This is a genomic window from Clostridium intestinale (genome assembly GCF_035905475.1).
Lineage (GTDB): Bacteria > Bacillota > Clostridia > Clostridiales > Clostridiaceae > Clostridium_T > Clostridium_T intestinale.
Window position 1 is genome coordinate 4,339,980 of the sequence record NZ_CP121166.1, and the last position, 26,631, is coordinate 4,366,610.

The 26,631-nt window shown below is 29.9% G+C and carries 24 protein-coding genes and 1 other annotated feature; of the genes, 21 read left to right on the top strand and 3 right to left on the bottom strand.

Annotated elements, in window-relative coordinates; translation table 11 throughout:
• Positions 1-157: 157 nt before the first annotated feature.
• Together P8F83_RS21925 and P8F83_RS21930 are read left to right on the top strand one after the other, a co-directional pair.
• Complete coding sequence (locus tag P8F83_RS21925; protein ID WP_326512669.1) at positions 158-1,195, top strand: type II TA system antitoxin MqsA family protein; 1,038 nt, start codon at positions 158-160, stop codon at positions 1,193-1,195.
• Positions 1,196-1,442: 247 nt separating this feature from the next.
• Positions 1,443-4,178, top strand: coding sequence for a cation-transporting P-type ATPase (locus P8F83_RS21930; protein WP_326512670.1), 2,736 nt, complete (start codon positions 1,443-1,445; stop codon positions 4,176-4,178).
• A 32-nt stretch (positions 4,179-4,210) separates the two neighbouring features.
• Here P8F83_RS21930 and P8F83_RS21935 read toward each other — a convergent pair whose 3' ends face one another.
• A complete protein-coding gene (locus P8F83_RS21935) occupies positions 4,211-5,320 on the bottom strand; it encodes a DEAD/DEAH box helicase (RefSeq protein WP_326512671.1) in 1,110 nt (369 codons plus the stop codon).
• Between the two features lie 61 nt (positions 5,321-5,381).
• On the bottom strand, positions 5,382-6,473 hold the full coding sequence (locus tag P8F83_RS21940) for an endospore germination permease (RefSeq protein WP_326512672.1): 1,092 nt from the start codon (positions 6,471-6,473) through the stop codon (positions 5,382-5,384).
• Between the two features lie 116 nt (positions 6,474-6,589).
• Here P8F83_RS21940 and P8F83_RS21945 point away from each other — a divergent pair, with 116 nt between their 5' ends.
• Positions 6,590-7,999, top strand: a complete 1,410-nt coding sequence (locus P8F83_RS21945; RefSeq protein WP_326512673.1) for a spore germination protein — start codon at positions 6,590-6,592, stop codon at positions 7,997-7,999.
• Between the two features lie 3 nt (positions 8,000-8,002).
• A complete protein-coding gene (locus P8F83_RS21950; protein WP_326512674.1) occupies positions 8,003-9,115 on the top strand; it encodes a Ger(x)C family spore germination protein in 1,113 nt (370 codons plus the stop codon).
• Between the two features lie 125 nt (positions 9,116-9,240).
• Here P8F83_RS21950 and P8F83_RS21955 read toward each other — a convergent pair whose 3' ends face one another.
• On the bottom strand, positions 9,241-9,621 hold the full coding sequence (locus P8F83_RS21955; RefSeq protein ID WP_315110241.1) for a winged helix-turn-helix transcriptional regulator: 381 nt from the start codon (positions 9,619-9,621) through the stop codon (positions 9,241-9,243).
• Between the two features lie 183 nt (positions 9,622-9,804).
• Here P8F83_RS21955 and P8F83_RS21960 point away from each other — a divergent pair, with 183 nt between their 5' ends.
• From P8F83_RS21960 to P8F83_RS22040, 17 genes are all read left to right on the top strand, one after another.
• Entirely contained in the window at positions 9,805-10,983 is a 1,179-nt protein-coding gene (locus P8F83_RS21960) for an iron-containing alcohol dehydrogenase (RefSeq protein ID WP_326512675.1), read from the top strand.
• A 67-nt stretch (positions 10,984-11,050) separates the two neighbouring features.
• On the top strand, positions 11,051-12,208 hold the full coding sequence (locus P8F83_RS21965) for an aldo/keto reductase (RefSeq protein ID WP_326512676.1): 1,158 nt from the start codon (positions 11,051-11,053) through the stop codon (positions 12,206-12,208).
• Between the two features lie 75 nt (positions 12,209-12,283).
• The gene (cbiM, locus tag P8F83_RS21970) at positions 12,284-13,270 is read left to right on the top strand and encodes a cobalt transporter CbiM (protein ID WP_326514871.1); all 987 of its coding nucleotides are present in this window, start codon (positions 12,284-12,286) and stop codon (positions 13,268-13,270) included.
• Positions 13,263-14,057: an energy-coupling factor transporter transmembrane component T gene (locus P8F83_RS21975; protein ID WP_326512677.1), complete on the top strand. Its 795-nt coding sequence runs from the start codon at positions 13,263-13,265 to the stop codon at positions 14,055-14,057. Before cbiM ends, P8F83_RS21975 begins: the two co-directional genes overlap by 8 nt.
• Positions 14,058-14,075: 18 nt before the next feature.
• Positions 14,076-14,801, top strand: coding sequence for an energy-coupling factor ABC transporter ATP-binding protein (locus P8F83_RS21980; protein ID WP_326512678.1), 726 nt, complete (start codon positions 14,076-14,078; stop codon positions 14,799-14,801).
• An 18-nt stretch (positions 14,802-14,819) separates the two neighbouring features.
• Entirely contained in the window at positions 14,820-16,097 is a 1,278-nt protein-coding gene (larC, locus tag P8F83_RS21985; RefSeq protein ID WP_326512679.1) for a nickel pincer cofactor biosynthesis protein LarC, read from the top strand.
• Between the two features lie 5 nt (positions 16,098-16,102).
• Entirely contained in the window at positions 16,103-16,849 is a 747-nt protein-coding gene (gene larB / locus P8F83_RS21990; protein ID WP_326512680.1) for a nickel pincer cofactor biosynthesis protein LarB, read from the top strand.
• A 19-nt stretch (positions 16,850-16,868) separates the two neighbouring features.
• Entirely contained in the window at positions 16,869-17,705 is an 837-nt protein-coding gene (gene larE, locus P8F83_RS21995) for an ATP-dependent sacrificial sulfur transferase LarE (protein WP_326512681.1), read from the top strand.
• A gap of 243 nt (positions 17,706-17,948) precedes the next feature.
• A complete protein-coding gene (locus P8F83_RS22000) occupies positions 17,949-18,080 on the top strand; it encodes a hypothetical protein (RefSeq protein ID WP_278335134.1) in 132 nt (43 codons plus the stop codon).
• A 74-nt stretch (positions 18,081-18,154) separates the two neighbouring features.
• A complete protein-coding gene (locus P8F83_RS22005) occupies positions 18,155-19,426 on the top strand; it encodes a sensor histidine kinase (protein ID WP_326512682.1) in 1,272 nt (423 codons plus the stop codon).
• 36 nt (positions 19,427-19,462) lie between these two features.
• Complete coding sequence (locus tag P8F83_RS22010) at positions 19,463-20,023, top strand: accessory gene regulator ArgB-like protein (RefSeq protein WP_326512683.1); 561 nt, start codon at positions 19,463-19,465, stop codon at positions 20,021-20,023.
• 128 nt (positions 20,024-20,151) lie between these two features.
• Positions 20,152-21,648: a sensor histidine kinase gene (locus P8F83_RS22015; RefSeq protein WP_326512684.1), complete on the top strand. Its 1,497-nt coding sequence runs from the start codon at positions 20,152-20,154 to the stop codon at positions 21,646-21,648.
• Between the two features lie 186 nt (positions 21,649-21,834).
• Positions 21,835-22,281: a LytTR family DNA-binding domain-containing protein gene (locus tag P8F83_RS22020; protein WP_326512685.1), complete on the top strand. Its 447-nt coding sequence runs from the start codon at positions 21,835-21,837 to the stop codon at positions 22,279-22,281.
• 15 nt (positions 22,282-22,296) lie between these two features.
• Positions 22,297-22,731, top strand: a complete 435-nt coding sequence (locus P8F83_RS22025; protein ID WP_326512686.1) for a DUF3021 domain-containing protein — start codon at positions 22,297-22,299, stop codon at positions 22,729-22,731.
• Positions 22,731-23,465, top strand: coding sequence for a 4Fe-4S binding protein (locus P8F83_RS22030; protein WP_326512687.1), 735 nt, complete (start codon positions 22,731-22,733; stop codon positions 23,463-23,465). Before P8F83_RS22025 ends, P8F83_RS22030 begins: the two co-directional genes overlap by 1 nt.
• A 294-nt stretch (positions 23,466-23,759) precedes the next feature.
• Positions 23,760-24,015 (top strand) — a binding site (T-box leader).
• Positions 24,016-24,073: 58 nt separating this feature from the next.
• A complete protein-coding gene (locus P8F83_RS22035) occupies positions 24,074-25,798 on the top strand; it encodes a proline--tRNA ligase (RefSeq protein WP_326512688.1) in 1,725 nt (574 codons plus the stop codon).
• Positions 25,799-25,895: 97 nt separating this feature from the next.
• The gene (locus P8F83_RS22040; protein ID WP_326512689.1) at positions 25,896-26,612 is read left to right on the top strand and encodes a hypothetical protein; all 717 of its coding nucleotides are present in this window, start codon (positions 25,896-25,898) and stop codon (positions 26,610-26,612) included.
• The last annotated feature ends 19 nt before the right edge of the window (positions 26,613-26,631 follow it).

The window sequence follows — 26,631 nt, forward strand, 5'->3', positions numbered from 1 at the left end:
TAATTATTTCATTTGAATTTACAATCAATTAACAGTATAATATTGCAAAGGGATAGGATTTTTAATTTTATTTCTATAATAAAAGTACTTACAATGAAGTGAGTTATTTATAAACATGTAAGTGCTGAATCATAACGAGAAAAGAAGGTATATTAAAATGAGTGAAGTTCACACGAAAAAAAATGAGATTCTTGAGGAGTGTCCTTTTTGCAATAGTAAGCATTTAGTACAGATCAAAGATAGGAAGGCTAAAGCTATAGTTAAAAACTTAGAAGTTGAATATGATGAGACTGTATATTTTTGTACTGTAGAGAAGTCAGAATTTATTCCTAATAAGGTATCAGATGAGAATAGTTTAAGGTCTAAGGATAAATATAAGAAAGTCATGGGATTATTAACATCATATGAAATAAAAAGTATTAGGGATATCTACGATTTAACCCAAAAAGAATTTTCAAACCTATTTGGTTGGGGAGATGTGACAGTTCAGAGATATGAAAAAAAATTAATTCAGGATGAAACTTATGATGATATGATGAGGATGACACTTATCAATCCTTCTTATACTTTAATGCTTTTAGAAAAACATAAGGATAGATTTAGTGAAGATAGATTTATTCAAATCAAAAGCAATATTAAAGAGATTATTAAGAAAAAAGGAAATCTTCATTTAAAAATAGAGGAAATTAAAAATGGTTATATTGATTTTGATGAACCCTCAGAGTTCAATGGGTATAAGGTTTTAAATATAGAGAAAATTGTTTCTGTTATTGGATACTTTATTCATTACATAAATCCTCTAAGCAAAGCAAAACTAATGAATTTATTATGGTACTCAGATATTCTTTCATATAAATTATATAACACATCTATTACAGGATTAGTTTATGAGCATCTTCAGTTAGGAATGTGTCCTATATCCTTTAATGAGATAATAAACCTTCCATTTATTAAAGTTGAAGAAGAACTTGTAGGAGAAGCTGTAAATTTAAAAATATGTTCAAAAGACAAGGTTGATATTTTAAGATTAAGTTTAGAGGAATTAAATGTGCTTGAAAAAGTAGCATTGTTCTTTAAGAGATTTGAAACTAGAGATATTGTAGAATATATACAAAAGGAAGTTGCATATATTGAAACAGAAAAAGAAACCATATTTTCTTTTTCATCATCAAATCATATAAAAAATTTTGAATAACATTTTATATAACGCCATAAGAAAAGTTATTAACTTTTCTTATGGCGTTACTTCTTATATTTTTTTAATATTGATTCAACATAATAAATAAATGATATTAAAAATGACTGTAAATAATCAATTGATTAAAAATGATTGATTTAATTATCATTTAATGATAGAATGATATTAAAGAATGAATTAAATGTTAGTTTAGAAATAATTAACAACATTAGTAAAATAAATCTTAAATGTAGGGGGATGATTTATGAGAGTAAATAAAGAAAAATGGTATAGCCTGTCTGAGCAAAATGTATTAAATATTTTAGATACTAGTATTTCAAAAGGGTTATCAGAAAAAGAAGCACAAGATAGAATTGAAAGGTACGGGAAAAATATTCTTCCAGAGGGAAAGAAGCAGAATCTATTTATGAGATTTATAAAACATTTTAATGATGTTTTAATATATGTACTTTTAGTTTCAGCAGTCATAACTGCAAGTTTAGGACACTTTGTTGATACGGCAGTTATAGTAGTTGTAGTTATTATAAATGCACTAATAGGTTTCTTCCAAGAGAATAAAGCAGAGAAGGCATTAGAAGGAATAAAAAACATGCTTTCCCTTAAGGCCCATGTAATTAGAGACGGTAAGAGATTAGAGATAGATTCTTCAGAAGTAGTTATTGGAGATATAGTACTAATAAGTCCTGGTGATAAGATTCCAGCAGATATGAGACTTTTAAGAGCTGATAATTTAAAATTAGAAGAATCGCCTTTAACTGGAGAAGCTACTTCCGTAGATAAAAACACTTATATTCTTAAAGAAGACGTAGTTTTAGGAGATAGAGATAATATGGTATTTTCAGGTACAACAGTAAGTTCTGGGACTGGACTTGGAGTAGTTGTAGCTATCGGAGAAGATAGCGAAATAGGTAAAATTAATAAGCTTATGTCTGAAGTTGAGCAGATGGAGACTCCACTTCTTAAACAAACTTCTAATTTTGGGAAGAAAGTGGCGGTTGTTATTGTAGTAATTGCTATACTTGTATATGTTTTTGGTCACTATTTGAGGGAGTATACTTCTAGTGAGTTACTCTTATCTGTTATAGGACTTGCAGTGGCTGCAATACCAGAGGGGTTACCTGCTATATTATCTATCATATTAGCAATTGGTGTGCAAAACATGGCTAAGAGAAATGCAATCATACGTAATCTTCCATCGGTAGAAACCTTAGGATCAGTTTCAGTAATATGTTCAGATAAGACTGGAACCTTAACTAAAAATGAGATGACAGTACAGGATGTTATAACAGCAGATGAGGATTACAAAGTTACAGGAACAGGATATTCACCTAATGGAAAATTTATTAAAGATGAAAAAGAAGTCAATGTAGAAGAGGATAAGGTGTTACTTGAAACCATTAAGGTTTTTAAAATCTGTAATGATTCAAGTTTAAATGAAGATGAAAATGGTAATTGGAGCATAAAAGGCGATCCTACTGAGGGATCTTTATTAACACTTAGCGAGAAAGCAAATATAGACTCAAGTAATTTATACAGAGAATCTACAATTCCATTTGATTCTGAGTATAAGTATATGGCTACATTGGTTAATCATAATGATGAAAAAATAATCTATATAAAAGGAGCTCCAGATAGGCTTTTTGATATAGCTAAGCTACAGGAAACTAAGGATGGATTAGTAGAATTTAACAAAGATAAATGGGAAGAGAAGATGGAGGCCTTAACTGAAACTGGCCAAAGAGTAATAGGTGCAGCTTATAAAAAAGTTAGTAATGAAATTGCCTCAATAACTCAAGAAGATTTAAGAACAGACATAGTTTTCTTAGGATTAGTAGGGATTATAGACCCTCCAAGAGAAGAAGCTATTGAAGCGATTAAAGAATGTGCTGAAGCTGGAATAACAGTAAAAATGATTACTGGAGATCATATAGGTACAGCTAAAGCTATAGGTAAGCAGATGGGTATACTAAATGCAGACCTAGCTATAGAAGGTAGCGATATTGAAAAAATGAGTGAAAAAGAGCTAAGAAGAGCTGCAATTAAATACAATATATTCGCAAGAACAAGCCCGGAGCATAAGTTAAAGCTAGTTAAGGCTCTTCAAGATGAAGGAATAATATGTGCAATGACTGGGGATGGTGTAAATGATGCACCAGCACTAAAGAAAGCTGATGTTGGAATAGCTATGGGAATAAAGGGAACAGAAGTTACTAAGGATGCATCAGAGATGGTTCTTGTAGATGATAACTTTAAAACTATAGTTAATGCAGTAGAGGAAGGAAGAAGAGTATACGATAATTTAAAGAAAACAATCCTATTTATACTTCCTACTAATGGTGCAGAAAGTTTTTTAATAATTGCAAGTATTCTATTTGGTACGATGATACCACTTAATCCAGTTCAAATTCTTTGGGTTAACATGGTTACCTCTGTAACTATATCACTAGCTCTAGCTTTTGAGAAAATGGAAAAAGGAGCAATGAAAAGACCACCAAGAGTAGCTAAAGCTCCATTGCTAGATAAATATTTTATTTGGAGAATTCTATTTGTATCAGTGATTATAGGGGGTGGAACATTGTTTATGAATGTTAATCTCTTAAATAGAGGGTATGATATAGACATGGTTAGAACAATAACTCTGCAAACAATAGTTATTACGCAGATGTTCCATTTGTTTAATAGCAGAAGCATAAGAGATTTTGCTTTTGATAAAAATTTCTTTTCAAATAAAGCAGTGTTCATTGTTTCGGGACTTCTTATAGTTCTACAACTTTCAATAACCTATATACCATTTATGAATACAATTTTTAATACAGTACCACTAGCATTATCTTATTGGAGATTTCCAATAGCTATGGGAGTAATAGTATTTGTAATAGTTGAGATTGAAAAGTTTATAATGAGAAAGCTTGATAAAATAGAAAGAGTTCAAAAAGTTAAGAAATCCGACAATAGATATATAGAAGTAGAGAGCAAATAATAAAAAACCACCTCACGGAAAGGTGGTTTTTTCTATATATTAACTTCTCTCTCAGGGATCTTAGATTTTATGGCTTTTTCAATTTCTTCTAAGGCTCTGTTATCCTTTGGATCAATAAATAAACAGGTATAGCCGCTTTCGCCAGCTCTTCCAGTTCTTCCTATTCTATGTATGTAGCTTTCAGGAGTTTCAGGAATATCGTAATTATATATGTGAGAAACTCCGCTTATATCTAATCCTCTAGCAGCCACATCAGTAGCAATTAGATATTGAATATCAGCATTTCTAAAAGATTTCATGATTCTCTCACGTTTTGATTGTAATATATCACTATGTAATTTTACGCAATTATATCCACGTTGGTGTAGAGCAATTTCAAGTTCATCAACTCTTCTTTTGGTTCTGCAAAAGATTATAGCCATAAAAGGATTATCTTCATCTAGAACCTTGCATAGAGCATCTTTTTTTCTTCTATCCACGGTTTTAACAACAAACTGCTTAATAGAATCTAGAGTAACCTCTTTTTTCTGTACTGAAATCATTAATGGGTCAATCATATATCTATATGCCAGTTTTTTAACATCAGAGTTTATAGTAGCAGAGAAGCAGATAGTTTGACGTTTTTTAGGCGTTTCTTTAATTATAGTTTCAACTTCATTTTTAAATCCCATTAAAAGCATTTGATCTGCTTCATCTAAGATAAAAGTCTTAAGTTTACTAAGATCAATACTTTTTCTCTCAATGTGATCCAGGAGTCTACCAGGAGTTGCTATAATTAAATGAATATTCTTTTTTAATTTTTTTAGTTGAGATCCAATGTCTTTACCGCCATAGGCAGATAAAACATTTATATTTTTAACCTCTTTTAGCTTATTAACTTCTTCAGCTATCTGTATAGCTAATTCTCTAGTAGGCGTAAGTATTAAAGCTTGAGTTGATTGTAATTCAGGGGATATATTCTCTAATATAGGCAGTAAAAAAGCGAGAGTTTTTCCAGTGCCAGTTTGAGCTTCACCTATTACGTCCCTACCTTGTTTTATATAAGCTATGCTGCTTTTTTGAATCTCTGTAGGTTCTGTAATACCATTTTTTCTTAATACCTTTATAATATCATCATTAATTCCTAAGTCTTTAAAATTCATAATTCATTCTCCCTTTATATTTTATGGGTCTAGTTAAGTTTAAAGGCTTTAGTGAATTATATCAAGAGCTCTTTTGAACTTTGAGTTTCCTATTAAAACGCATAAATACAATTAAAGGAATAATAACAAAGTTTATAAGTGCTACAAATTCATAATAATTAAGAAGTTTAAAAAGTATGAAAGAATTTTTAGAAGAAATATAAGCACATATAAACACTAGGAAACTAATAGCGTAGATAGAATAAGATACGTATTTTTCCTTTATATTAAAGTTTCTTAAAAGCAGTATTAATGAATAAAATGTGATGATATATTTAAGAAGCCATCCACCAACTATCTGGAGCATTACATAAAGTTCTCCAAATTCTAGAAACTGTAGATAACTCACCTGTTGAGTCTGTAGAAGCTTAGGATAATTCATAGTAATTGCTAAATCAGGAGTAAAGGTCATTAATATACCTGATATAGCCATAATCTGCATTTGTATAACAAATAGTAAAGCTATTACAACATATCTAGTCATTCTGCCTTTTTTATCACTTATTTTATTTAAATATGGAAGGGTTATGCAGATCGAACCATATAGCCCTAGGGATTTAAGAATAGAAATAAAAAAACCAGGGGTAAGACCATGTTCAAATATAGGAAATAGAAGCTTTATATCTTTATATTTTGTTGTTAATATAGAAAGATTTATTCCAGCAATAATTATAAGCATAATTCCTATTATAGATATTGTGACAATAGAAACTAAATCCTTTTTTATTGTGTATATGGCTGGAACAACAAAAAACAATAATAAGTACCAATTTGGAGTCTCAAGGAGCATGTTTTGATGCATTGAGTCTGCTTCAATAGAAGCACTTTCAATCAATGTAAAAAAAAGTGTAAACATAAATAAAACAATTACTATATTACCTAGGTTATTACCTATAGCTTCTCTATATATCTTAATTAAATTATAGTCTGATTTTTTTTTCCATATCGTGATTATGTATATATAAACTATAAAAATTATAATTGACGATATTATTACACCTATCCATGTATCCCTTAATCCATCGCGTATGAAGGTTGTAGGATAAGTTTTTAAAGAGACTATTGATACTCCTAATATTAAGAAAAGAAAGTGTTTTGGCGAAAATTTATCCATAAAAGAGCATCCTCCTGAAATTATGGTTAACTTAGAAATAATTACATATACTTATTATCTTCGAAATAGGGAATATTATTACATATTAAATAGAAAAGTTTAAAAGGTGATGAGATATGGGAGTTTCATATATTGAATATGTAAGAGAACGCTTAAATAATACCTTTGATGTAAAATATAGAGAGCTTAAGTGGCATGATAATAATATTTACATTGTTTATATAGAAAGCTTATGTGATTCTAAGTTTATAAGTGAATATATAATTGCACCAATTATGACAAGAGGAGAAGAATACCACAATGTAGATGATATAAAGGGAAGAGTTATAGTATCCAATTCAATAGAAGAGGCAAAAGGTAAAGAAGAGATTATAACTAGTATTTTAACTGCTAATGCTGTAATAATTTTTGATGATATTAATAGGTGTTTATGCTGTGAGGTTAAAGGTTTTCCTAAAAGATCTATTGATATTCCAATTACAGAAACAGTAATAAAAGGACCACGAGAAGGTTTTTCAGAAAATATCCAAGATAACATATCAGCTATAAGAAGAAGGATTAAAAGTGCTAACTTAAAAATAGAAAGTGTTATTCTTGGAAAAGAATCAAAAACTACTGTTGCGATTTTTTATATGGAAGACAAAGCTCCAGAAAAATTAATAAAGACAGTAAGAGACAAAATAAATGATATAAGCAGAAATTTTAAAGATGAGTTTATTTTTGATATTTCTTCTATAGAAGAAGGGCTAAGGAATAAAGGAACTCCTTTTGATACTATTGGCTACACTGAGAAGCCAGATGTTGCAGCATCAAAGATATCAGAAGGAAGAGTTTTAGTAATGGCAGATGGTGGTAGTTTTGCAATAACCGCACCTTATTTTTTTATTGAAAACTTCCAAACCACTGATGACTATACATTAAATAAATTTATGGCGAATATGGCGAGATTTTTAAGGTGGTTTTCATTTGGGATATCTACTTTACTTCCAGGAATATATATAGCTTTAGTTACCTATCACTTTAAACTTGTACCCTCAACATTTTTACTTAGAATGGCTGTATTTAGAGCTGGAGTACCAGTCCCAACAGTGGTAGAACTACTATATATGATTATATTCTTTCAAATTATAAGAGAGGCCGGTGTCAGACTTCCTCAACCAATAGGGCCCACATTAAGTATAGTAGGAGCACTTATATTAGGAGATGCAGCAGTGAATTCTGGATTAGCATCACAAGTTACAGTTGTTGTTGTAGCGATTACTTCTATAGCATCATATTTGGTTCCTAAGGTTTACGTAGCGATATTTACTTGGAATATTTTAATAATAATATTTTCAGCCTCTTTGGGGTTACCAGGATTTTATATAAGCTTTGTATTATTTGTATCTCATTTAGCTAGCTTAACTAGTTGTGGATATCCATACCTGTATCCATTAGGAACATTAAAAAGCTTTAAATATAAAGATGTTATATTTAGAGGGGATTTAGATAAAATATCATCTAATATATTCTCTGAGGAGGATTAGAATATGAAGAAGTTAATATGCATTTTTATGGTAATAGCTACAACTTTAAATGTAGGATGTTTTAATTATAGAGACATGAATAAATTATTATTTTCATTAGCGGCTATATTAGATGTGGATACTTCTGGAGATATAATTTTATATGGAGAGTTTTTTAAAACCCATAGGTATGGAGAAGAAAAAATGGGAAGAGAAGATAGAGTTATAATTAAAGGAAGAGGAGAAACCCTTTTAGATGCTTTTTATGATATAAACACACTTACAGGTTCTCCTGTAGCTTACGATGTTAATAGGGTTCTAATATATACTGAGAGAGCTGCGAGAGCTGGGATGGATGTTTTGGTAGATTCATCATTAAGAAATCAAAGACCAACATTAAGAGAGTTTATGTTTATATATTGTGGGAATCCAGAAGACTTAGTCAATATTCAAATAAGAGATGAAAATTTTATAGGATTATTTCTTGATAATAGTATGATATATCAAGGAAAGTTATTAAATATTGCAAGGCTTAGACTTGATGAATATTCAAATAATAGGCTAATGGGAAGCCGGGTCAATATAATGCCTATTATAAAAACAAGTGAGGAAAGTAAAAGAGATCGACTTGAATTTAGTGGTGCAGCTATTATAAGTGATGATAAAATGATAGGAAAAATCGAAAAAGATGAAGTAGAGGCATATAAAATTCTTATGAATGATATTAAACTTGGAGATATAACAACTATAAATCCTATGAATGAAGGTAAGGTTATATCATTAGATATACTAAAAGGCTCCACAAAGAAATTACTTAAGTATAATGGAGATAGAATAAAGTGTGATTTTAAAATTAATGTTAGGTCATCCCTAGAGGAAGCTCAAAAGAGTATAACTTTAACAGATGATAATATTAGAAAACAAGTAAAAGAATCAGCAGAAAAAACTGTAAAGGATAGATGCGAAAATCTATTAAGAAAATGTAAAGAAGAAAATATAGATATATTAAATATACAAAGAGAGCTAGAAGTTGAATATCATGGGCTTAATATTGAAAACATAATGGATAAAGTAGATTTTAATTTAGACATAAATATAGATATAGAAGGAAGTCAGGTAATTAATGATTCAAAATAGTAGGAAAGATAGCTTAATATTTATATAATAAAAGATAATTTTGGAGCCATAGCAAAACTAAATATGCTAGTTTTGCTATGGCCCCTTTTGACTATCATTAAATAATATATAATAACAAAATTAGTTTAAGAGTTAGAACATTCCTCATCACAAAGATTATATTTGATATCATAATCGAAATAATCATTTTTATAGGCCCAATCACACATCATCCCAAGAATAGGGATGACTTCTTTGCCACTATTTGTTATGGAGTACTCTACCTTCGGAGGAACTTCAGGATAAATCTTTCTTACGATTAAGTGATTTTCTTCTAATTCTCTTAATTGTTTAGTTAATATTTTATGTGTAATATCAGGAATAGAATGTTGAATTTGACTAAATCTTAAAGTTCCAGATTTAGATAAAAACCATAAGATTAAGGGTTTCCATTTACCACCTATAACCTCAAAAGCTACTTCAAATTCACAGGTAGCATTTTTAGTTTTATTTAGATTATTGGGCATAAGCACCTCCTAAAAATTTAATGATAATGTATAATAGTATTATACTATAAAAACTAAATTTAACATAATATAGGTATCATAAAGGATACTATCTATCAATAAAGTACATTCTTGTTTAGACTTAACTATAAGATTATACTGTATTTAATGGAATAAATAAAACTTTTAGTTGGAGGTGGACTTATGGATTTTAATTATCATATACCTACAAAAATTTTATTTGGACCTGGAAAGTTAAATGAATTATCAATGGAAAAGCTTCCAGGAACAAAAGCATTAATTGTAACTACAGCAGGAAAGTCAGTAAAGAAATATGGCTATTTAGATAGGTTACAGAAAATCTTATCTGGTAGAGGGATTGAATACGTTTTATTTGATAAGATTTTACCTAATCCTATTAAAGCTCATGTAATGGAAGGTGCAGATATTGCAAAAAAAGAGAATTGTGATTTTGTAATAGGGCTTGGAGGGGGAAGTAGTATTGACTCTTCAAAAAGTATTGCAGTTATGGCAAAAAATCCAGGTGACTATTGGGATTATATATCTGGTGGAACTGGAAAAGGGCTTCAAGTCAAAAACAGTGCACTTCCTATAGTTGCAATAACAACTACAGCAGGGACAGGAACAGAGGCTGATCCATGGACTGTTATAACAAAAGAAGAAACAAATGAAAAAATAGGTTTCGGTAATGAAGATACATTTCCAACCTTATCAGTAGTTGATCCAGAACTTATGCTAACAGTTCCTAAAAATTTAACAGCGTATCAAGGGTTTGATGCATTGTTTCATGCAACAGAAGGATATATAGCCAATATTTCAACACCTATAAGTGACGCCTATGCTTTAAAAAGTATAAAATTAATAGCAAAATATCTTCCTATATGTGTTAATGAAGGTGATAATCTTGAGGCTCGTATACAAGTGGCTTTAGCTAATACTCTTTCAGGGTTAGTTGAGTCTACATCTAGCTGTACATCAGAACATTCAATGGAACATGCGCTAAGTGCACATTATCCAGAGCTTCCTCATGGGGCTGGGTTAATTATGCTTTCAGAAGAATATTATAAGTTTTTTGCAGATAAGGCTCCCGAAAGATTCGTATCTATGGCTAAAGCTATGGGGATTGATTTCCATTCAGTACCTAAAGAAGAACGTCCTATGATGTTTGTAGATGCCTTATTAAAGTTACAAAAGGAGTGTGGAGTTGATAATCTAAAGATGTCTGACTACGGAATAGCAAAGGAAGAGATACCAGCACTAGCTAAAAATGCAAGAGAAACTATGGGAGGACTTTTTAGATTAGATCCATATAAATTATCATTAGAAGAAACCATAGAAATTATGACTAAAGCATATAAATAAAACATATAAGGATTAAGCCCAAAATCCTTATGGATAGATAAATAGAAGTTTAAGAGGAGGAACTATAATGTTATATAGAACTTATGGAAAAACTAACGAGAAGGTTTCTGTGTTAGGATTTGGATGTATGAGATTACCGATTATAGATGGAGATACAACAAAAATTGATGATGAAAAGGCTATAAAGATGCTTCGTCATGCAATTGATCAGGGACTTAATTATGTTGATACTGCATACCCTTACCACGGTACAGGAATGGGAAGAGGAGGAGAAAGTGAGCCTTTTGTTGCAAGAGCATTAAAAGATGGCTATAGAGATAAGGTTAATATAGCTACAAAACTTCCAAGTTGGTTAATAAAAACTAGAGAAGACATGGACAAATACTTAAATGAGCAATTAGAACGTTTGCAAACAGATAGAATAGATTTCTATTTAGTGCATGCACTTAGTGCAGCAACATGGGAAAACTTAAAAGAATTAGGTATAGATGAGTTTTTAGATTCAGCTATAAAAGATGGAAGAATAAGATATGCTGGATTCTCTTTCCATGATAAGTTAGAAGTATTTAAGGGAATCGTAGATTACTATGATTGGTCATTTTGCCAAATACAATTTAATTACTTAGATGAGGATTATCAAGCAGGAAAAGAAGGATTAGAGTATGCTGCTAATAGAGGTTTAGGTGTTGCTATTATGGAACCTCTTAGAGGTGGAAAAATAGTTAAAAATCTGCCAGAAGCTGTTATGAATACATTTGATGAAGCAGATGTAAAAAGAACTCCAGCTGAGTGGGCACTAAGATGGGTATGGAATCATCCAGAAGTATCGGTTGTTTTAAGTGGAATGAATACTATGGATAATGTTACAGAAAACTTAAGAGTTGCTAGCCAAGCTGAGCCAAATTCATTGACATATAAAGAATTAGAAATAATGGATAAAGTTAAAACTGTATTTAAACAAAGGATAAAAGTTAACTGTACAGCTTGCGAATATTGCATGCCTTGCCCAGCAGGAGTAAATATTCCTAAAAACTTCACTTATTATAATGAATTTAGTTTATTTGCAACACCTGATACAGAAAAAGAACTTAAAGCAAGATATAGTTCTGTAAGAGAAGAGGAAAGAGCGTCAAAATGTGTTGAATGTGGTAAATGCGAAACTCATTGTCCACAAGCTATTAAAATTCGTGAAGAGTTAAAAAATGTTACAGAATTATTTGTTTAAATAATAGAGTATTGTCATGAAATCAGAAAAGATTTTATGGCAATATTTGTGTTTAAAGAATTTGGAGGGGTTAAAATGCATATACCAGATAATTATCTAAGTCCTTCTACTTGTGCTACCTTCGGAGTAGCAATGGTACCTGTATGGAGGAGAGCTATTATAAAAATAAAACAGGAAGTAACTAGACAAAAAATGCCTTTACTTGGAGTGTGTGCTGCTTTTTCTTTTTTAGTTATGATGTTTAACATTCCACTTCCAGGAGGAACTACTGGACATGCTGTTGGAGCAGCCCTTGCAGCAATTTTATTAGGCCCTTATTGCGCTGTTATTTCAGTTACTATAGCATTGACTGTACAAGCCTTGTTTTTTGGAGATGGTGGGGTTTTAGCTTTAGCAGTTAATTGTTTTAATATGGCGTTTATTATGCCCTTTACTGCTCACTATGTGTTCAATTTTATAAAAAGTTTTATTAAAAATAAAAAAGGGGAATATATAGGAGTTTTTATAGCAGGCTATGTATCTTTAAATATAGCGGCTTTATTTACAGCTATTGAATTTGGTATTCAACCAATACTTTTTAAAGATGGAGCTGGATTACCTATATATAGTCCCTATGGATTAGCTATAGCAATTCCAGCTATGATGATACCACATTTATTAGTGGCAGGAGTTTTAGAAGGAATTATAACTACTGGTGTGTATAGCTATGTAAAGAAATTAACACCAGAAATAATATATAAGGAATCTAATAATAAAATAAAACCACTATATTTTTTAATAGGAATATTAGCTTTAGCAACACCATTAGGACTTTTGGCAACTGGTACAGCTTGGGGGGAATGGGGAGCTGAAGAAGTTCAAGAACTTGTAGGTTTTATTCCAAATGGAATGAAAAATGGTTTTAATTTCTCAGCACCAATGCCTGATTATGGATTAGAAGGTTTAAAAGAATATTTTGCATATATTCTTTCAGCTTTAGTAGGAATAACTGTAATATTTTTAATAATAAAACTTTGGGGAAAAGTATCATATAAAAATAGTCAAAAGGTGCAAAATGATTGATGAGTGGCTTTTAGAAAAAGATAGCTATATACCAAAAGGTGAAAAAAACTCATACATTGAGAAAAGTATTTTTTCTATGGTAAAAACAGTTTCTATTATAAGAGAGAATAAGATTAAAGAGGGAATAATTTATCACATAAATCCATTATTAAAAGTGGTTATTAGTATCTTAAGCTTAATAGCCATAGCAATAACCAGAAGTTTTATATATGTAGGAATTTTCGATATATATTTATTATCCGAACTTTTAATGATGGATAAAAGAGATGGGATAAGGATAATCAAAATGAGCTTGATTTTTCCTATTATAACTTTCATAGCATTAATACCAGCTGTTTTAATGGGGAATATATACAACAGTTTATTAATATTACAAAAGGTATTAAGTACAATAGTATTAATGAGTATTTTATCTCATACAACCAGATGGAGTGATATTAATAAAGCTTTAAAACTAATGTTTATACCAGATATAATTATTTGGATTATGGATATAACGATAAAATATATTGTACTATTAGCTGAATATTCTATTGATCTTTTATTCGCGTTAAAACTTAGGTCAGTAGGAAGTTCAAAAGATAAAAATAAATTTATTTCAAGTATAGTGGGAAATGTTTTTTTAAAATCCTATAAAATGAGTGAAGAGATGTCTAGTGCAATGGAATGTAGAGGTTTTGTAGGAGAATATAGTATATCTAAAAATTTAACATTTAAGAAGTATGATTATATATATGTAATTATAAATTTAGGTTTGTTTCTTTTATTCACAATTAAATTCGTTTAAAACTAAGGAGAGTAGTTTATGATAAGGCTCGAAGATGTTTCGTTTAAATATAAAAACAAAGTGGCTCTAAATAAGATTGACATAAATATAGAAGAAGGAGAATCAATTGCTATTATTGGACCTAATGGAAGTGGAAAATCTACTCTTCTAAAATTGTTAAACGGAATTATTTTTGCTAGCCAAGGAAAATACTTTTTTGATGAAACTGAGATTAGTGAAGAAACAATTAAAGATAATAAATTTTCAAAGTCCTTTCATAAAAAGATTGGTTTTGTTTTTCAAAATTCTGATACCCAACTTTTTTGTTCTACAGTATTTGAAGAAATCGCTTTTGGTCCTATTCAAATGGGGTTGAGTAATGAGGATATAGAAAAGAGAGTTAGTAGTTGTTTAAGGATGCTTAATATAGAAAAAGTTAAAGATGAGCATCCCTATAATTTAAGTGGAGGAGAGAAAAAAAGGGTTGCTATAGCTAGTGTTTTAGCCTTGAATCCAGAAGTTTTAGTTTTGGACGAACCTATGAATGGAATAGACCCTAAAGGTAAAAAGTTTTTAAAAGAATTATTGATAATGTTAAATAAAAGTGGCAAGACAATAATATGTGCAACTCATGACTTTGAATATGTAGAGGGAATATTTAAACGAGGAATAGTGTTTTCAGAGAATCATAACATTATAAGGGATGATAGGTATGAGAATATTATAAAAGATAAACAATTTCTAGAAGAGCATAACATTATATAAGTAGCATTGGAGGAAATTATGAAAGTATTATATTATGACTGTTTTTGTGGAATAAGTGGAGATATGCACATTGCAGCTATGCTAGACTTAGGTGTACCGCAGGAATATTTACTAAAAGAAATATCAAAACTTAAAATAGATTCTGAGTACGAAATAAAAATACAAAAAACTATAAAAAAAGGAATAACAGGTACAAGAGTTGATGTTATATTGAAAAATGAACATGACCATCATTATAATCACCACTACGATAATCTTAGTGATGAAAATATTGTTGGGCATTCTCATAATCATCAACATTCTCATACACATCACCATCATGAGGACAATGAACATAATATGGAGCATCATCATAGAGGGTTAAAGGAAATAGAAGAGATAATCAACTCAAGTGACTTAAGTGATAATGTAAGGACGTTAAGTATTAAAACTTTCATGAAGGTAGCAGAGGCGGAGGCGAAGGTTCATGGGAAAGATTTATATGAGGTACATTTTCATGAAGTTGGAGCCGTAGATTCGATTATAGATATAGTAGCTTCGGCTATAACATTAGATTATTTAAAGGTAGATAAGATTATTGCATCAAGTATTCAGTTAGGTGGAGGATTTGTTAAATGTGCTCATGGGATAATACCAGTGCCAGCACCAGCTACTGTTGAGATATTAAAAGGTATTCCAGTAAAAACTGGAGTAGTAGAATTTGAAACAACAACTCCTACAGGAGCTGCTATATTAGCTGCAAATGTTCAAGAATATACAGATAAAATAGATTTTCAAATAGACAAAGTTGCTTATGGATTAGGTCATAGAGAACTAGAAATACCTAATGTATTAAGAGTATATCTAGGGACAATAAAAGAGTCAGAAAAGACAGAAGAACAGTATATTATTGAAACAAATATAGATGATATGAATCCAGAGTTTTATGAATATATTGAAGAAAAACTTTTTTCAAATGGTGCTTTAGATGTTTATAAAACAGCTATTATTATGAAAAAAGGAAGACCAGCTATAAAGTTAAGCGTACTGGTAAGTGCATATAAAGAAGAAGAAGTTTTAAAGATAATTTTTAAAGAAACCACTTCAATAGGGGTAAGAAAATATAAAGTTGAAAAAATAATGCTAGATAGAGATTTTTCTAAGAAAACAACAGTTTTTGGAGAAGTCACACTTAAAAATTCCTATTATAAAGGTGAATTAATAAAATCTAAACCTGAATATGAAGAGTGCAAGATTATAGCTAAAGAAAATAGTATACCACTAAAACAGGTATATGAAGAAATTTATAGGAGCTAAGAATTATGAATAAAGAAGATATAAAACACCTTCTTAAACTAGTAAAAGACAGTGAAATAGAAATAGATGAGGCTTTAGAAAAGTTAGAGGATTTACCTTTTAAGGACTTGGATTTTGCTTTAATTGATAATCATAGAGAGCTTAGAGTTGGATATCCAGAGGTAATTTATTGCCAAGGAAAAACTGTAGAGCAAGTTAGAGATATAGTTAGGTTTATGCTTACAAAGAACACAAACATATTGGGAACTAGAGCTACAGGAGAAATGTATATGGCTGTAAAAGAAATATGTCCAGAAGCTAGGTATAACAGTATAGGAAAAACTATAACTGTAGAAATGAGAAAAGAAGAAGTTACAGAAAGTTATATTGCAGTTGTTTCGGCAGGAACTTCTGATTTATATGTAGTTGAAGAGGCTGTAGAAACAGCAAAAATATTTGGAAATAGGGTTGAGAAAATTACGGATGTAGGTGTGGCTGGTATTCATAGACTTTTTGCTAAACTAGACATAATTAAGGGGGCAAAGGTGGTTATAGTAATTGCTGGTATGGAGGGCGCATTAGCTAGTGTTATTGGTGGACTTGTAGATAAACCAGTTATAGCAGTACCAACAAGTGTGGGATATGGAGCTAACTTTGGTGGTGTTGCTGCACTTTTATCAATGCTTAATAGTTGTGCAAGTGGGGTTAGTGTTGTAAATATAGATAATGGATTTGGAGCTGCGTATAATGCTAGTATAATTAATAAACTTTAGAGATGATTAGGAGGATAATATGTTGCTAGATGAGAAATTAGAATTACTTAAAGATATAATTAGGAAAAAAGGAAGTGCTGCAGTAGCTTTTTCAGGTGGTGTTGATAGCACATTTCTTATAAGGGTAGCTAAAGAAGTTTTAGGGGATAAACTTATAGCAGTTACAGCTACTTCATCAACTTATCCAGAAAGAGAACTTAATGAAGCAATTAAGTATGCAAAAGATTTTGGAGTTAAACATATAATTATTTCTTCTGAGGAGCTTGATATAGAGGGATTTGCGAGCAATCCTAAAAATAGATGTTATTACTGTAAAAAAGAGCTTTTTACAAAAGTTAAAGAGGTCGCTTTAGAAAATGGGGTTGAATATGTTTTTGATGGATCGAATTTAGATGATAATGGGGATTATAGACCAGGAATGTTGGCAGCAAAAGAATTATTAGTAGTTAGTCCGTTAAAAGAAGCTGGATTAACCAAAAAGGATATTAGAGATTTATCAAAAGAATATGGACTTGCAACTTGGAACAAGCCTGCTTTTGCTTGTTTATCATCAAGATTTCCCTACGGAAACAAGATAACCTTACCTAAACTAAAAATGATAGATCAAGCAGAACAATTTCTACTTGATATGGGAATAAGACAGGTTAGAGTAAGACATCATGGAGAAATAGCCAGGATTGAAGTTGCACCAGAAGAGAGAGAAAAGTTCTTTAATATAGAATTTATGGACAAGATATCGTCTAAGTTTAAAAAAATAGGTTTTATATATACCACATTAGATATAGCTGGGTATAGAACTGGAAGTATGAATGAGGTTTTAAAAGAAGAAGAGAAGATAAAATTTAAAATAAATTAGGTTTATTTTTACCAACAATATACTCATTGTAATTATAGAGCTCAGAAGTTATATTATATTTAGCTTCTGAGTTTCTTATTTCGACAAGTGTTTTCCTGTATTTTTATATAATATGATATAAATACAGGAAAAATATATCATAATTTGTCGTTTTTGAGTTAAATGTATTTAAAAAAATGAATAATCCATGTATAATAAAAGTTGGACAACCAATTAATAAATTAATAGGGAGAGGTGTTTTTTATGAAAAAATTATTTCAATTCCTTGGAACAGTTTGTTTAAGCTTAGCTGCAATAATTACTATTGTAGGTCCGGTATCTATGAGTGGTACAGCAGTAGAAGAAATGCCTGAGTCAATGAAAAACCAAAGATAACCTTTCATGTCCAAAATTGGAGGTGTGTCCCACCTCCAGATTTAAAAATTCCCCTAAATAAAAGGAGATAATAAATGTTAGCTAATGTATTCGATACAATAACCACAGTTTTTCAAGCCATATTATTTATTTGGATAACAAATAATATAGCCTATAGTTATAATAAGATTTCAAAGAAAAAGTCTTATGTTGCTATAGCACTTGTATTTACAGAGATTTTTATTCTTACTCATGCTGGGAGCAATATATCCATTTCAAATTTGTTAATGGTAGCAGGTGCAATAATAATAATTGGAGTATTTTTTAGAAAGTCTCTAATAGACACTTTTTTAGGTTTTGGTGTTGCTTATGCCATAATAGCAATGTCGTCATATTTTGTATTTACAATTTATAAGAGTATACTTATTAATTTGGATTTTGGATTTTCTGAGCAACTCCAATTAGTTTTATACATATATATTCCTGTTTGGATAATATTTTTCATTATATATAAAGCAAAAAAGTATGTTTTTAATGCAATTATAGCTCTAAAGAACACTAGGAATTTACTTGGTTTTGTATTTATTATTGATTATTTTATAGTTTTTCTAGATATTGTTCGCATGGATTGGACTAATGAACCAGTAGGTTTAATGATAAAAGCTATTATGTACTTATTTGCATTTATAAGTTTAATATTTACAATAATATATTTTGCTAAAATAAATGATAAATCAAAAGAAGTTGAGATGCTTAATAAGGCATTAAATGAAAAAATAATAGAACTTAAAAAAATAAAACATGATTATGGTAGTGAGATAAGTGGTCTTTATGGACTCTATCAATTAGGTAAATACGATAGAGTAGGACTTTTATTAAAAAGCATTGTAGAGAGATATCAAAATTTAAATGATGCTGTAAGTGTAAGTGAACAAACAACACCATTAGTTGCTTCAGTATTACATCCAGCTTCGTCTGCTGGTATAAATGTTATAGCTTTTGATAGCGCAGAATATGAAAATATATCAATATCAGATAATGATTTATTAAAACTTTTATCTAATATTGTTAAAAATTCTATGGACATACTTAAAGATATAGATAATCCTATAATAAAACTAAAAAGTTATAATGGGCATAACGGAGTTAGTATAGCTATATCTAATAATGGACCTAAAATACCAGATGATATAAAAGAAAAAATGTTTAACTCTGGATTTACCACAAAAGATAACCAAAATGGTGATAGGGGATATGGTCTTAGTATAGTTAAGGATATAATTAATAGTTGCAATGGCGAAATAGCTATTGAAAGCGATAAAGAATGGACAACCTTTAGATTTTTGATTCCAAATAAGGTAGTATAATAAGGATTTAGTAAATATTTTGGGAGGTAATGATATATGAGGAAGCTTATATCTATTACTGCACAGTACATATCTAAAGTAAATAATTATACTAAAGATCAAGAGCAACAGGTGGAATATGCTTTAAAAGTTTTTGTTTTTGAAGCCTTAAAAACTATTGGAACTTTTGCCATATTTTTTATATTAGGTAAACCAATATATGCATTAGTTGCTATAATGACAATGATAACTACGAAACCCTTTATAGGCGGGTATCATGAAGATAGCCAGATAAAATGTTTTTTTAGCACTGTATTTATAATTGGAAGTGTAATCTATCTAAGTTACAATGTAGATATTAATTTCTTGGGCAAACTAATATTAGGAATAGTATCTTTATATTGTATATGGAATCAAGCACCAATAGTGAATTCAGCTATGCCAATAACTAGAGAAGATTTATTAATTAAAAATAGGAACATTGGAATTATATTAAGTTCAGTATTTATAATAATAGGACTTATATTTTATAGATTAGAAGTAGTGAGTAATACTATTACATGGATGATGATTTTTCAAGCTCTTCTAATGTTTAATAAAAGAAAATCTAATCAATAGAATTTATTAAGACTTATCTAAGTAAAAGGTAAGTCTTTTATTTTATTTAGGTAGTACCATATATAGATAATAAATGAATATTGTGGTAGTATTAATTAGTAAGAGTAGATAGATATAAAGGGGAAGACATGAGAGAGGAAATTTATTATATGTTGCACTTAAGAGATTACATAGTAATTAAGGTAACTAATGAGTTTTTAGAATTAATTCAATACTTAAGAGAAGATATAGTTAATAAACATATATCAGAAGTTTTGAGCCTTTTAAAAGCTACTTTTGATATGAAAGAAGTAGAAAAAGAAAAAAATTACTTTATATTTACAAAAGATTATGAAGCAATAGAAGTTAATATAGAATTAGAAGATAACTTGATTATGTTTAAAGTAAATAGGGGAACTAAGTTAAAAGATAAGTTTTTATTTTTTGAGGAATTATATAATGAAAATAGATTAGGTATGGCTATTTTTTCAGTTCCAGATATTAGATTACTTAAGGCTAATCAAACTTATCTAGATTTTTTTGATACCCCTTTTGATATAAGAGAAAATACATATGGAAGGAAAATACATGAGTTTGTAACTGGATGGAAAGGAAGCCCATCAGAACAACTATGGAGAGAAGTATTATCCCAAAAGAAAATAGTCCATGTAGATGAATATGCATATGACAATTTCAAAAGAGGAAGAACTTTTTGGAAGGGAACGCTTATACCTATACATGAAGATGGAAAAATGAAATATGTAGCAGAGATGACAGAAGAAATAACTGAAAGATACTTAACTGAGATGTTGATAGAGGAACAATCCCATATAGTATTAGAGGAAAATGATGAATTAGAGAGGACTTTAAGTAATCAAGAAAAATTCTTTTCCTTTATATCACATGAGTTTAAAACTCCTCTTACAGTTACAATGTCAGCTGTACAAGCTATAGAATTAATCTGTAAAAATGAGTTAAGTGATATTGCAAAGAAGTATATCAAAAAGATATATCAAAGCTCACTACAACAAGTGAGATTGGTTAATAACTTACTTGATATAACAAGAGCCGATGCTGGATATCTAAAAGTAAATAAAAAAAATATGGACATTGTAAGGATGACTAAGTTAATTATAAAATCTATTTTAGTATATGCAAATGAGAAGAATGTGAACATAGAGTGTAACCCTTCTTCAAAAGAAATATATCTAGGAATAGATGATGAAAAATATGAAAGAATATTACTGAATTTATTATCTAATGCTATAAAATTTTCACCTATTGAAGGTAATATATATGTTAATATAGAAGAAAATGATGGACTAGTATCTATTACGGTGAAGGATGAGGGTCCAGGGATACCAGAAGATAAACAAAAAGTGATTTTTGAAAGATTTGGACAAGTTAATAATAGTCTTACAAGAGAATCGGAAGGTACAGGAATAGGTCTATATATAGTTAAACTTCTAGTGAATGCACTAAGAGGAGAGATAAATTTAGAAAGTAAACTTGGTCAAGGAAGTGCTTTTAAAGTTATACTACCTATAGAAATAGTAGAGGAAGAAGATCTTCTTAAAGGTAATTTAATGGATGATGGTTTAGTTAGGACTGTTAATGTAGAATTTTCAAATGTATATTTTGATTAATATAAAAGAAGTTACCACAAAGCTAAAGTTAATTTGGTTTTGTAGTGACTTCTTTTAATTTTATCTGATGTTTGTACTTAATTGATGCCATATATATATGATTTTCTACCATCTATATATTAATTGTGGTTAAAGTAAAAAATATATTTTATACTTACCATAGAAGGAGAGAAAGGGGCGTAAATTATGAGTTTAAAGTTAGAAATTAAAATAGAGCCAGATCTTAAAGAAAGTAAAATAGTGATTTTTACAAGTGAAGTTACTGAAGAGATAAAAGAAATTATTAATAAGATAAATAAAACCCAAGGAAAAGTTTTTAAAGGCGTTAAAGATGAAAAAATATATTTAGTTAATCCTAATGAAATTTATTATTTTTACGCTGAGAACCAAAAAGTATTAGCAAAGATTGAGAAACATTCACTACAGATAAAATCCAAGTTATATGAACTTGAAGAACAATTAGAGGGAACAAACTTTATAAGAATATCTAATTCAGTAATAGCAAATATAGATAAGATAAAAAATTTAGAGATGTCTTTTAATGGAACCTTATGTATAAGATTTATGAACGGTGATGTGGAGTATTCATCTCGAAGATATGTAAAAAAAATCAAAGAATATTTAGGACTATAGGGAGGAGCGATTTATATGAGTTTAAAAAATCTAAAAGAGATGTTAGCAAGAGGAATTCAGGGAAGTGTTATAGGAATTTTTATTATTCATACCATCGGAGTTATTATGATGTTGTTAAATGGAGAAACAGCCACTTTTACTAGTGATTTTTTAATCACACAGTATATTTCCTCAGCCGTAGTTGGATTTGCTTTTGGCGCTCTTAACATGTTATTTCAATCAAATAGATTAAGTATGTTAACTGCAACTATAATTCACTGTATCGGAGTTGCTATTGTTTATTTTCCTTGTGCAATTAGAGCTAGATGGTTTGTTGATGATATTAATAGTATTATATCTACTTCTATAATTTTCATAGGAATGTATTTTATAATATGGATTTTTTGTTATATTCAAATGAAGATATATATTAAAAATATTAACTTAAAGTTAGATAGTAGGAGGAAGTGATGGTGAAAAGGCAAAAAATAAGAAAAACAATGATATTAATGTCCTTTTTATTATTCCCTATAACTCTATATTATTTTTCACCGTACCTAATAGTTATGGGAGCTTCAGAAGGAATAATTACAGGTAGTGCTGTAGTGTTTATACTAATGTTTATATTCTCATTATTATTTGGAAGGGGTTTCTGCGGATGGCTTTGTCCAGCTGGCGGTCTTCAAGAATGTTGTTCAATGGTAGTAGATAAAAAAGCAAAGGGGGGTATATTGAATTGGATAAAGTTCTTTATCTGGGTTCCTTGGATAGCTTCGATAATTACCATGTTTTTATTAGCTGGGGGAATAAAAAGAACTGACTTTTTTTATCAAACTCAGTATGGGATATCAACAATAAGTATACAAGCCTATGTAGTATATTATGGTGTAATAGCATTAGTTACGATATTAGCTTTAACTTTAGGTAGACGCAGTTTTTGTCATTATGTTTGTTGGATGGCTCCATTTATGATCATAGGAACTAAGATAAAGAATATTTTTAAATATCCATCACTTCATTTAGAAGGAGAAAAGGATAAATGCATAAGCTGTAGTATTTGCAACAAAAAATGCCCTATGAGTTTAGATGTAAACTCAATGGTTAAGAAAGAAAAAATGCACAACCTAGAGTGTATGTTATGTGGGGAATGTGTAGACTCTTGCCCTAAAAAAGCCATTAAAATAACTTTTAGCATTGATAAATAAATCTAATAAAGCCTCTTAAGGGGGCTTTATTAGATTTATTTTAACTACTTTAAATGCATAGATAATTACTTAATTATCTATGCATTTAAGTATCACCGTATACCCATATCTAAGTATCTAAGTACCTAATTACTTAATTAGATACTTATTTAATTAAGTAATTATTAATGGGAGAGATATTTGGAAAAGTCTTTATTTAGAAGAGTTGCTGTTCTTGTAGGATAAAATAATAATACCTATCTAAATAGGTTAATTGACTATACTTTGAATCTATAGTAAGATTAAAAGTGAATACAAAAGGCTATGATGAGAAATAGTAAGTATCTTGGATTTATCAGAGAGAAGGCATTGGTGCGAGCCTTTAATGAACAGATACCCAACCAATCTTTGAGCTGTGTGCTGAACGGAAAAAGATATCTTTTTTCAGTAAGTTCCACCGGGTTCTCCCGTAACAGAGATAAAGTATCAGATAATTATCTTGTACTTAATGAGAACGGATTTATTCCGTATTTAGGTGGTACCGTGGACTTGGTTATAGTTCGCCCTAGATTGATTTTTCAATCTAGGGCGATTTTTTTGTATTTAAAAACAAAAATGGAGGTATAAATATGAAACTTGAAAAATTAATTGGTGATCGTTTTAAAGAAAGACCATCTGATTGCGTAGTTGATAGTCATGCATTAATGGTTAGAGGAGGATATATAAAAAGTGTTTCCAATGGAATCTATTCTTCATATACTCCACTGAAAAGAATCACAAAAAAGATAGAGCAGATTATGCGTGAAGAAATGGATGGGATTGAAGGGCAGGAGGTACAGTTTCCAGTAGTTATGCCTGCAAGCTTATGGCAAGAATCTGGGAGATATGAAAGTATAGGTAACGAACTTGTTAGATTTAGTGATAGAAATAAAAGCCCTCTGGTTCTTGGTATGACACATGAGGAGGCGGCTGTTCAACTTGTACGTGAATATGGGAAGAGTTATTTAAAATACCCATTTATGATTTATCAAATACAAACTAAATTTAGAGATGAAGCTCGTCCAAGAGCAGGATTAATTCGTGTTCGTGAATTCACTATGAAGGATGCATATTCTTTCCATACAAGTAAAGAGGATTTAGAAGAATACTATACTAGTTGTTATGAAGCTTATGAAAGAATTTATAAAAGAGCAGGGATACCAGAAGTAATATCCGTAGCCTCTGATTCTGGTATGATGGGGGGAAGTATATCTCATGAATTTATGCTTTTAACTCCTATTGGGGAGGATTCAATAGCTATATGTAAAGAATGTGATTATCGTGCAAATATAGAAGCTGCTGAGAGTATAATTCATAATAATAAAGATGAAATTTCAGAAAACCTGACACTTGTTCATACACCAAATATTCATACCATTGAAGAGGTTTGTAAGTTTTTAAATAGTAAAGAAAGCCTTTCTTGTAAAGCTGTTGTATATCAAAGAAATTCGGATGATAAGTATGTTGTGTTATTTATACGTGGAGATATAGAGGTAAATGAAACTAAATTATCGAATTATTTAGGGGAAGAAATTCATCCAGCAATAATTACTGAAGATAGCGGACTTACTCCAGGCTATATAGGCCCATATAATTTAGAAGGTGATTTTATCCTGCTTTTTGACTCTTCACTTAAAAACACTAACAATCTTTCTTGTGGTGCTAACAAGAAGGAGTATCACTATACTGGATTAGACATTAGTCGTGATATTGGAGCTGTTGAGTATTATGACTTTGGGAAAGTTATTGAAGGTGGTATATGTCCTAATTGCGGAAAGCCAGCTATTACAATTTCACGTGGGGTAGAAGTAGGCAATATTTTTCAACTTGGCGACAAATATACTAAATCTATGAACATGACTTACCTTGATCAAGATGGTAATTCACAAAATCCTATAATGGGTTGTTATGGTATTGGAGTAGGTAGACTTGCAGCTGCAGTTTGTGAGGCTCATCATGACGAATTTGGTCCAATATGGCCAATATCAATTGCTCCATGGCATGTTCATTTATGTGCGGTACGATCTGATAATACTGAAATAAAGGAATGTGCAGATAATTTATATAAAAAATTACAGCAACAAGGTGTAGAAGTTATTTATGATGATCGTTCTGTAAGTGCAGGAGTTATGTTTTCTGATGCTGACCTATTAGGAGTTCCAGTAAGAGTAGTTGTTAGTCCAAGAAATTTAAAACAAAATATCATAGAAGTTGTTGCCAGAGATAAGAGCTTTTCTATAAATGTACCAATGGAAAATGCAGTAGAATCTATATTGAAGATAGTTTCTGATTTAAGAGCTAATAGCAATATGTAACATGACTATTTATTTGAAAAAAATAGCAAATTATAATATAATCATCATAAGCCCTCTTAAATAGAGGGCTTTAATAGTATGTTGGGGGATTTTTATTTTGTATAATGATTTATTTAGAGGGGTAGATTCTATAGGAGGATTCTTTAAAAGGATAGGAATAATAATTATAACAATTATCATTTTTTTCGGTTATATTGGAGGAATGGGGACTTTAACCTTTAAGGTAATTAGCAGAAATTCTAAGGGATATATGTTGCTTGATACTTCAGTATTAAATTATATTATGCTTATGGTTATACCAATACTTTTAGTTATATTATTGTATATATATTTTAAATTTAAAAAAGATGCATATGAGCCTTTAGAGTATACTCCTGTTTATAGCGGCGTATATAAAAAGAACAAAAGTAACAAATTACGGTATAATTTAGTTTTTGCTGGTTTGTTTATAGTCTTATTAGTAACATATTTATATGGAATAAATAATTATTACGCAGTATTTGAGAACAAGATAGAGAAGCATAATTTATTAGGGTTTAAGGATAAAACCTATAGCTATAAAGATATTGAAGAGGTTTCTATCTATGTTAAAGAACATAAATCTGGTGGAAGTTTATATTACAAAGTTTATTTTAAGGATGGATACAAAATAAATTTAGCTACATTTGGGTCAATATATGATTTGTTGGATATAACTGAGATAGTTAAAGACAATAATGTTAAAATAGATATAAACAATAAACACTTCAATGAACTTGTTGAAGATTTAGATAATGAGCATGCAAAACCTTATAGGATACTATTTGAGGAATAATTTATAGGTTAGGTGAGAT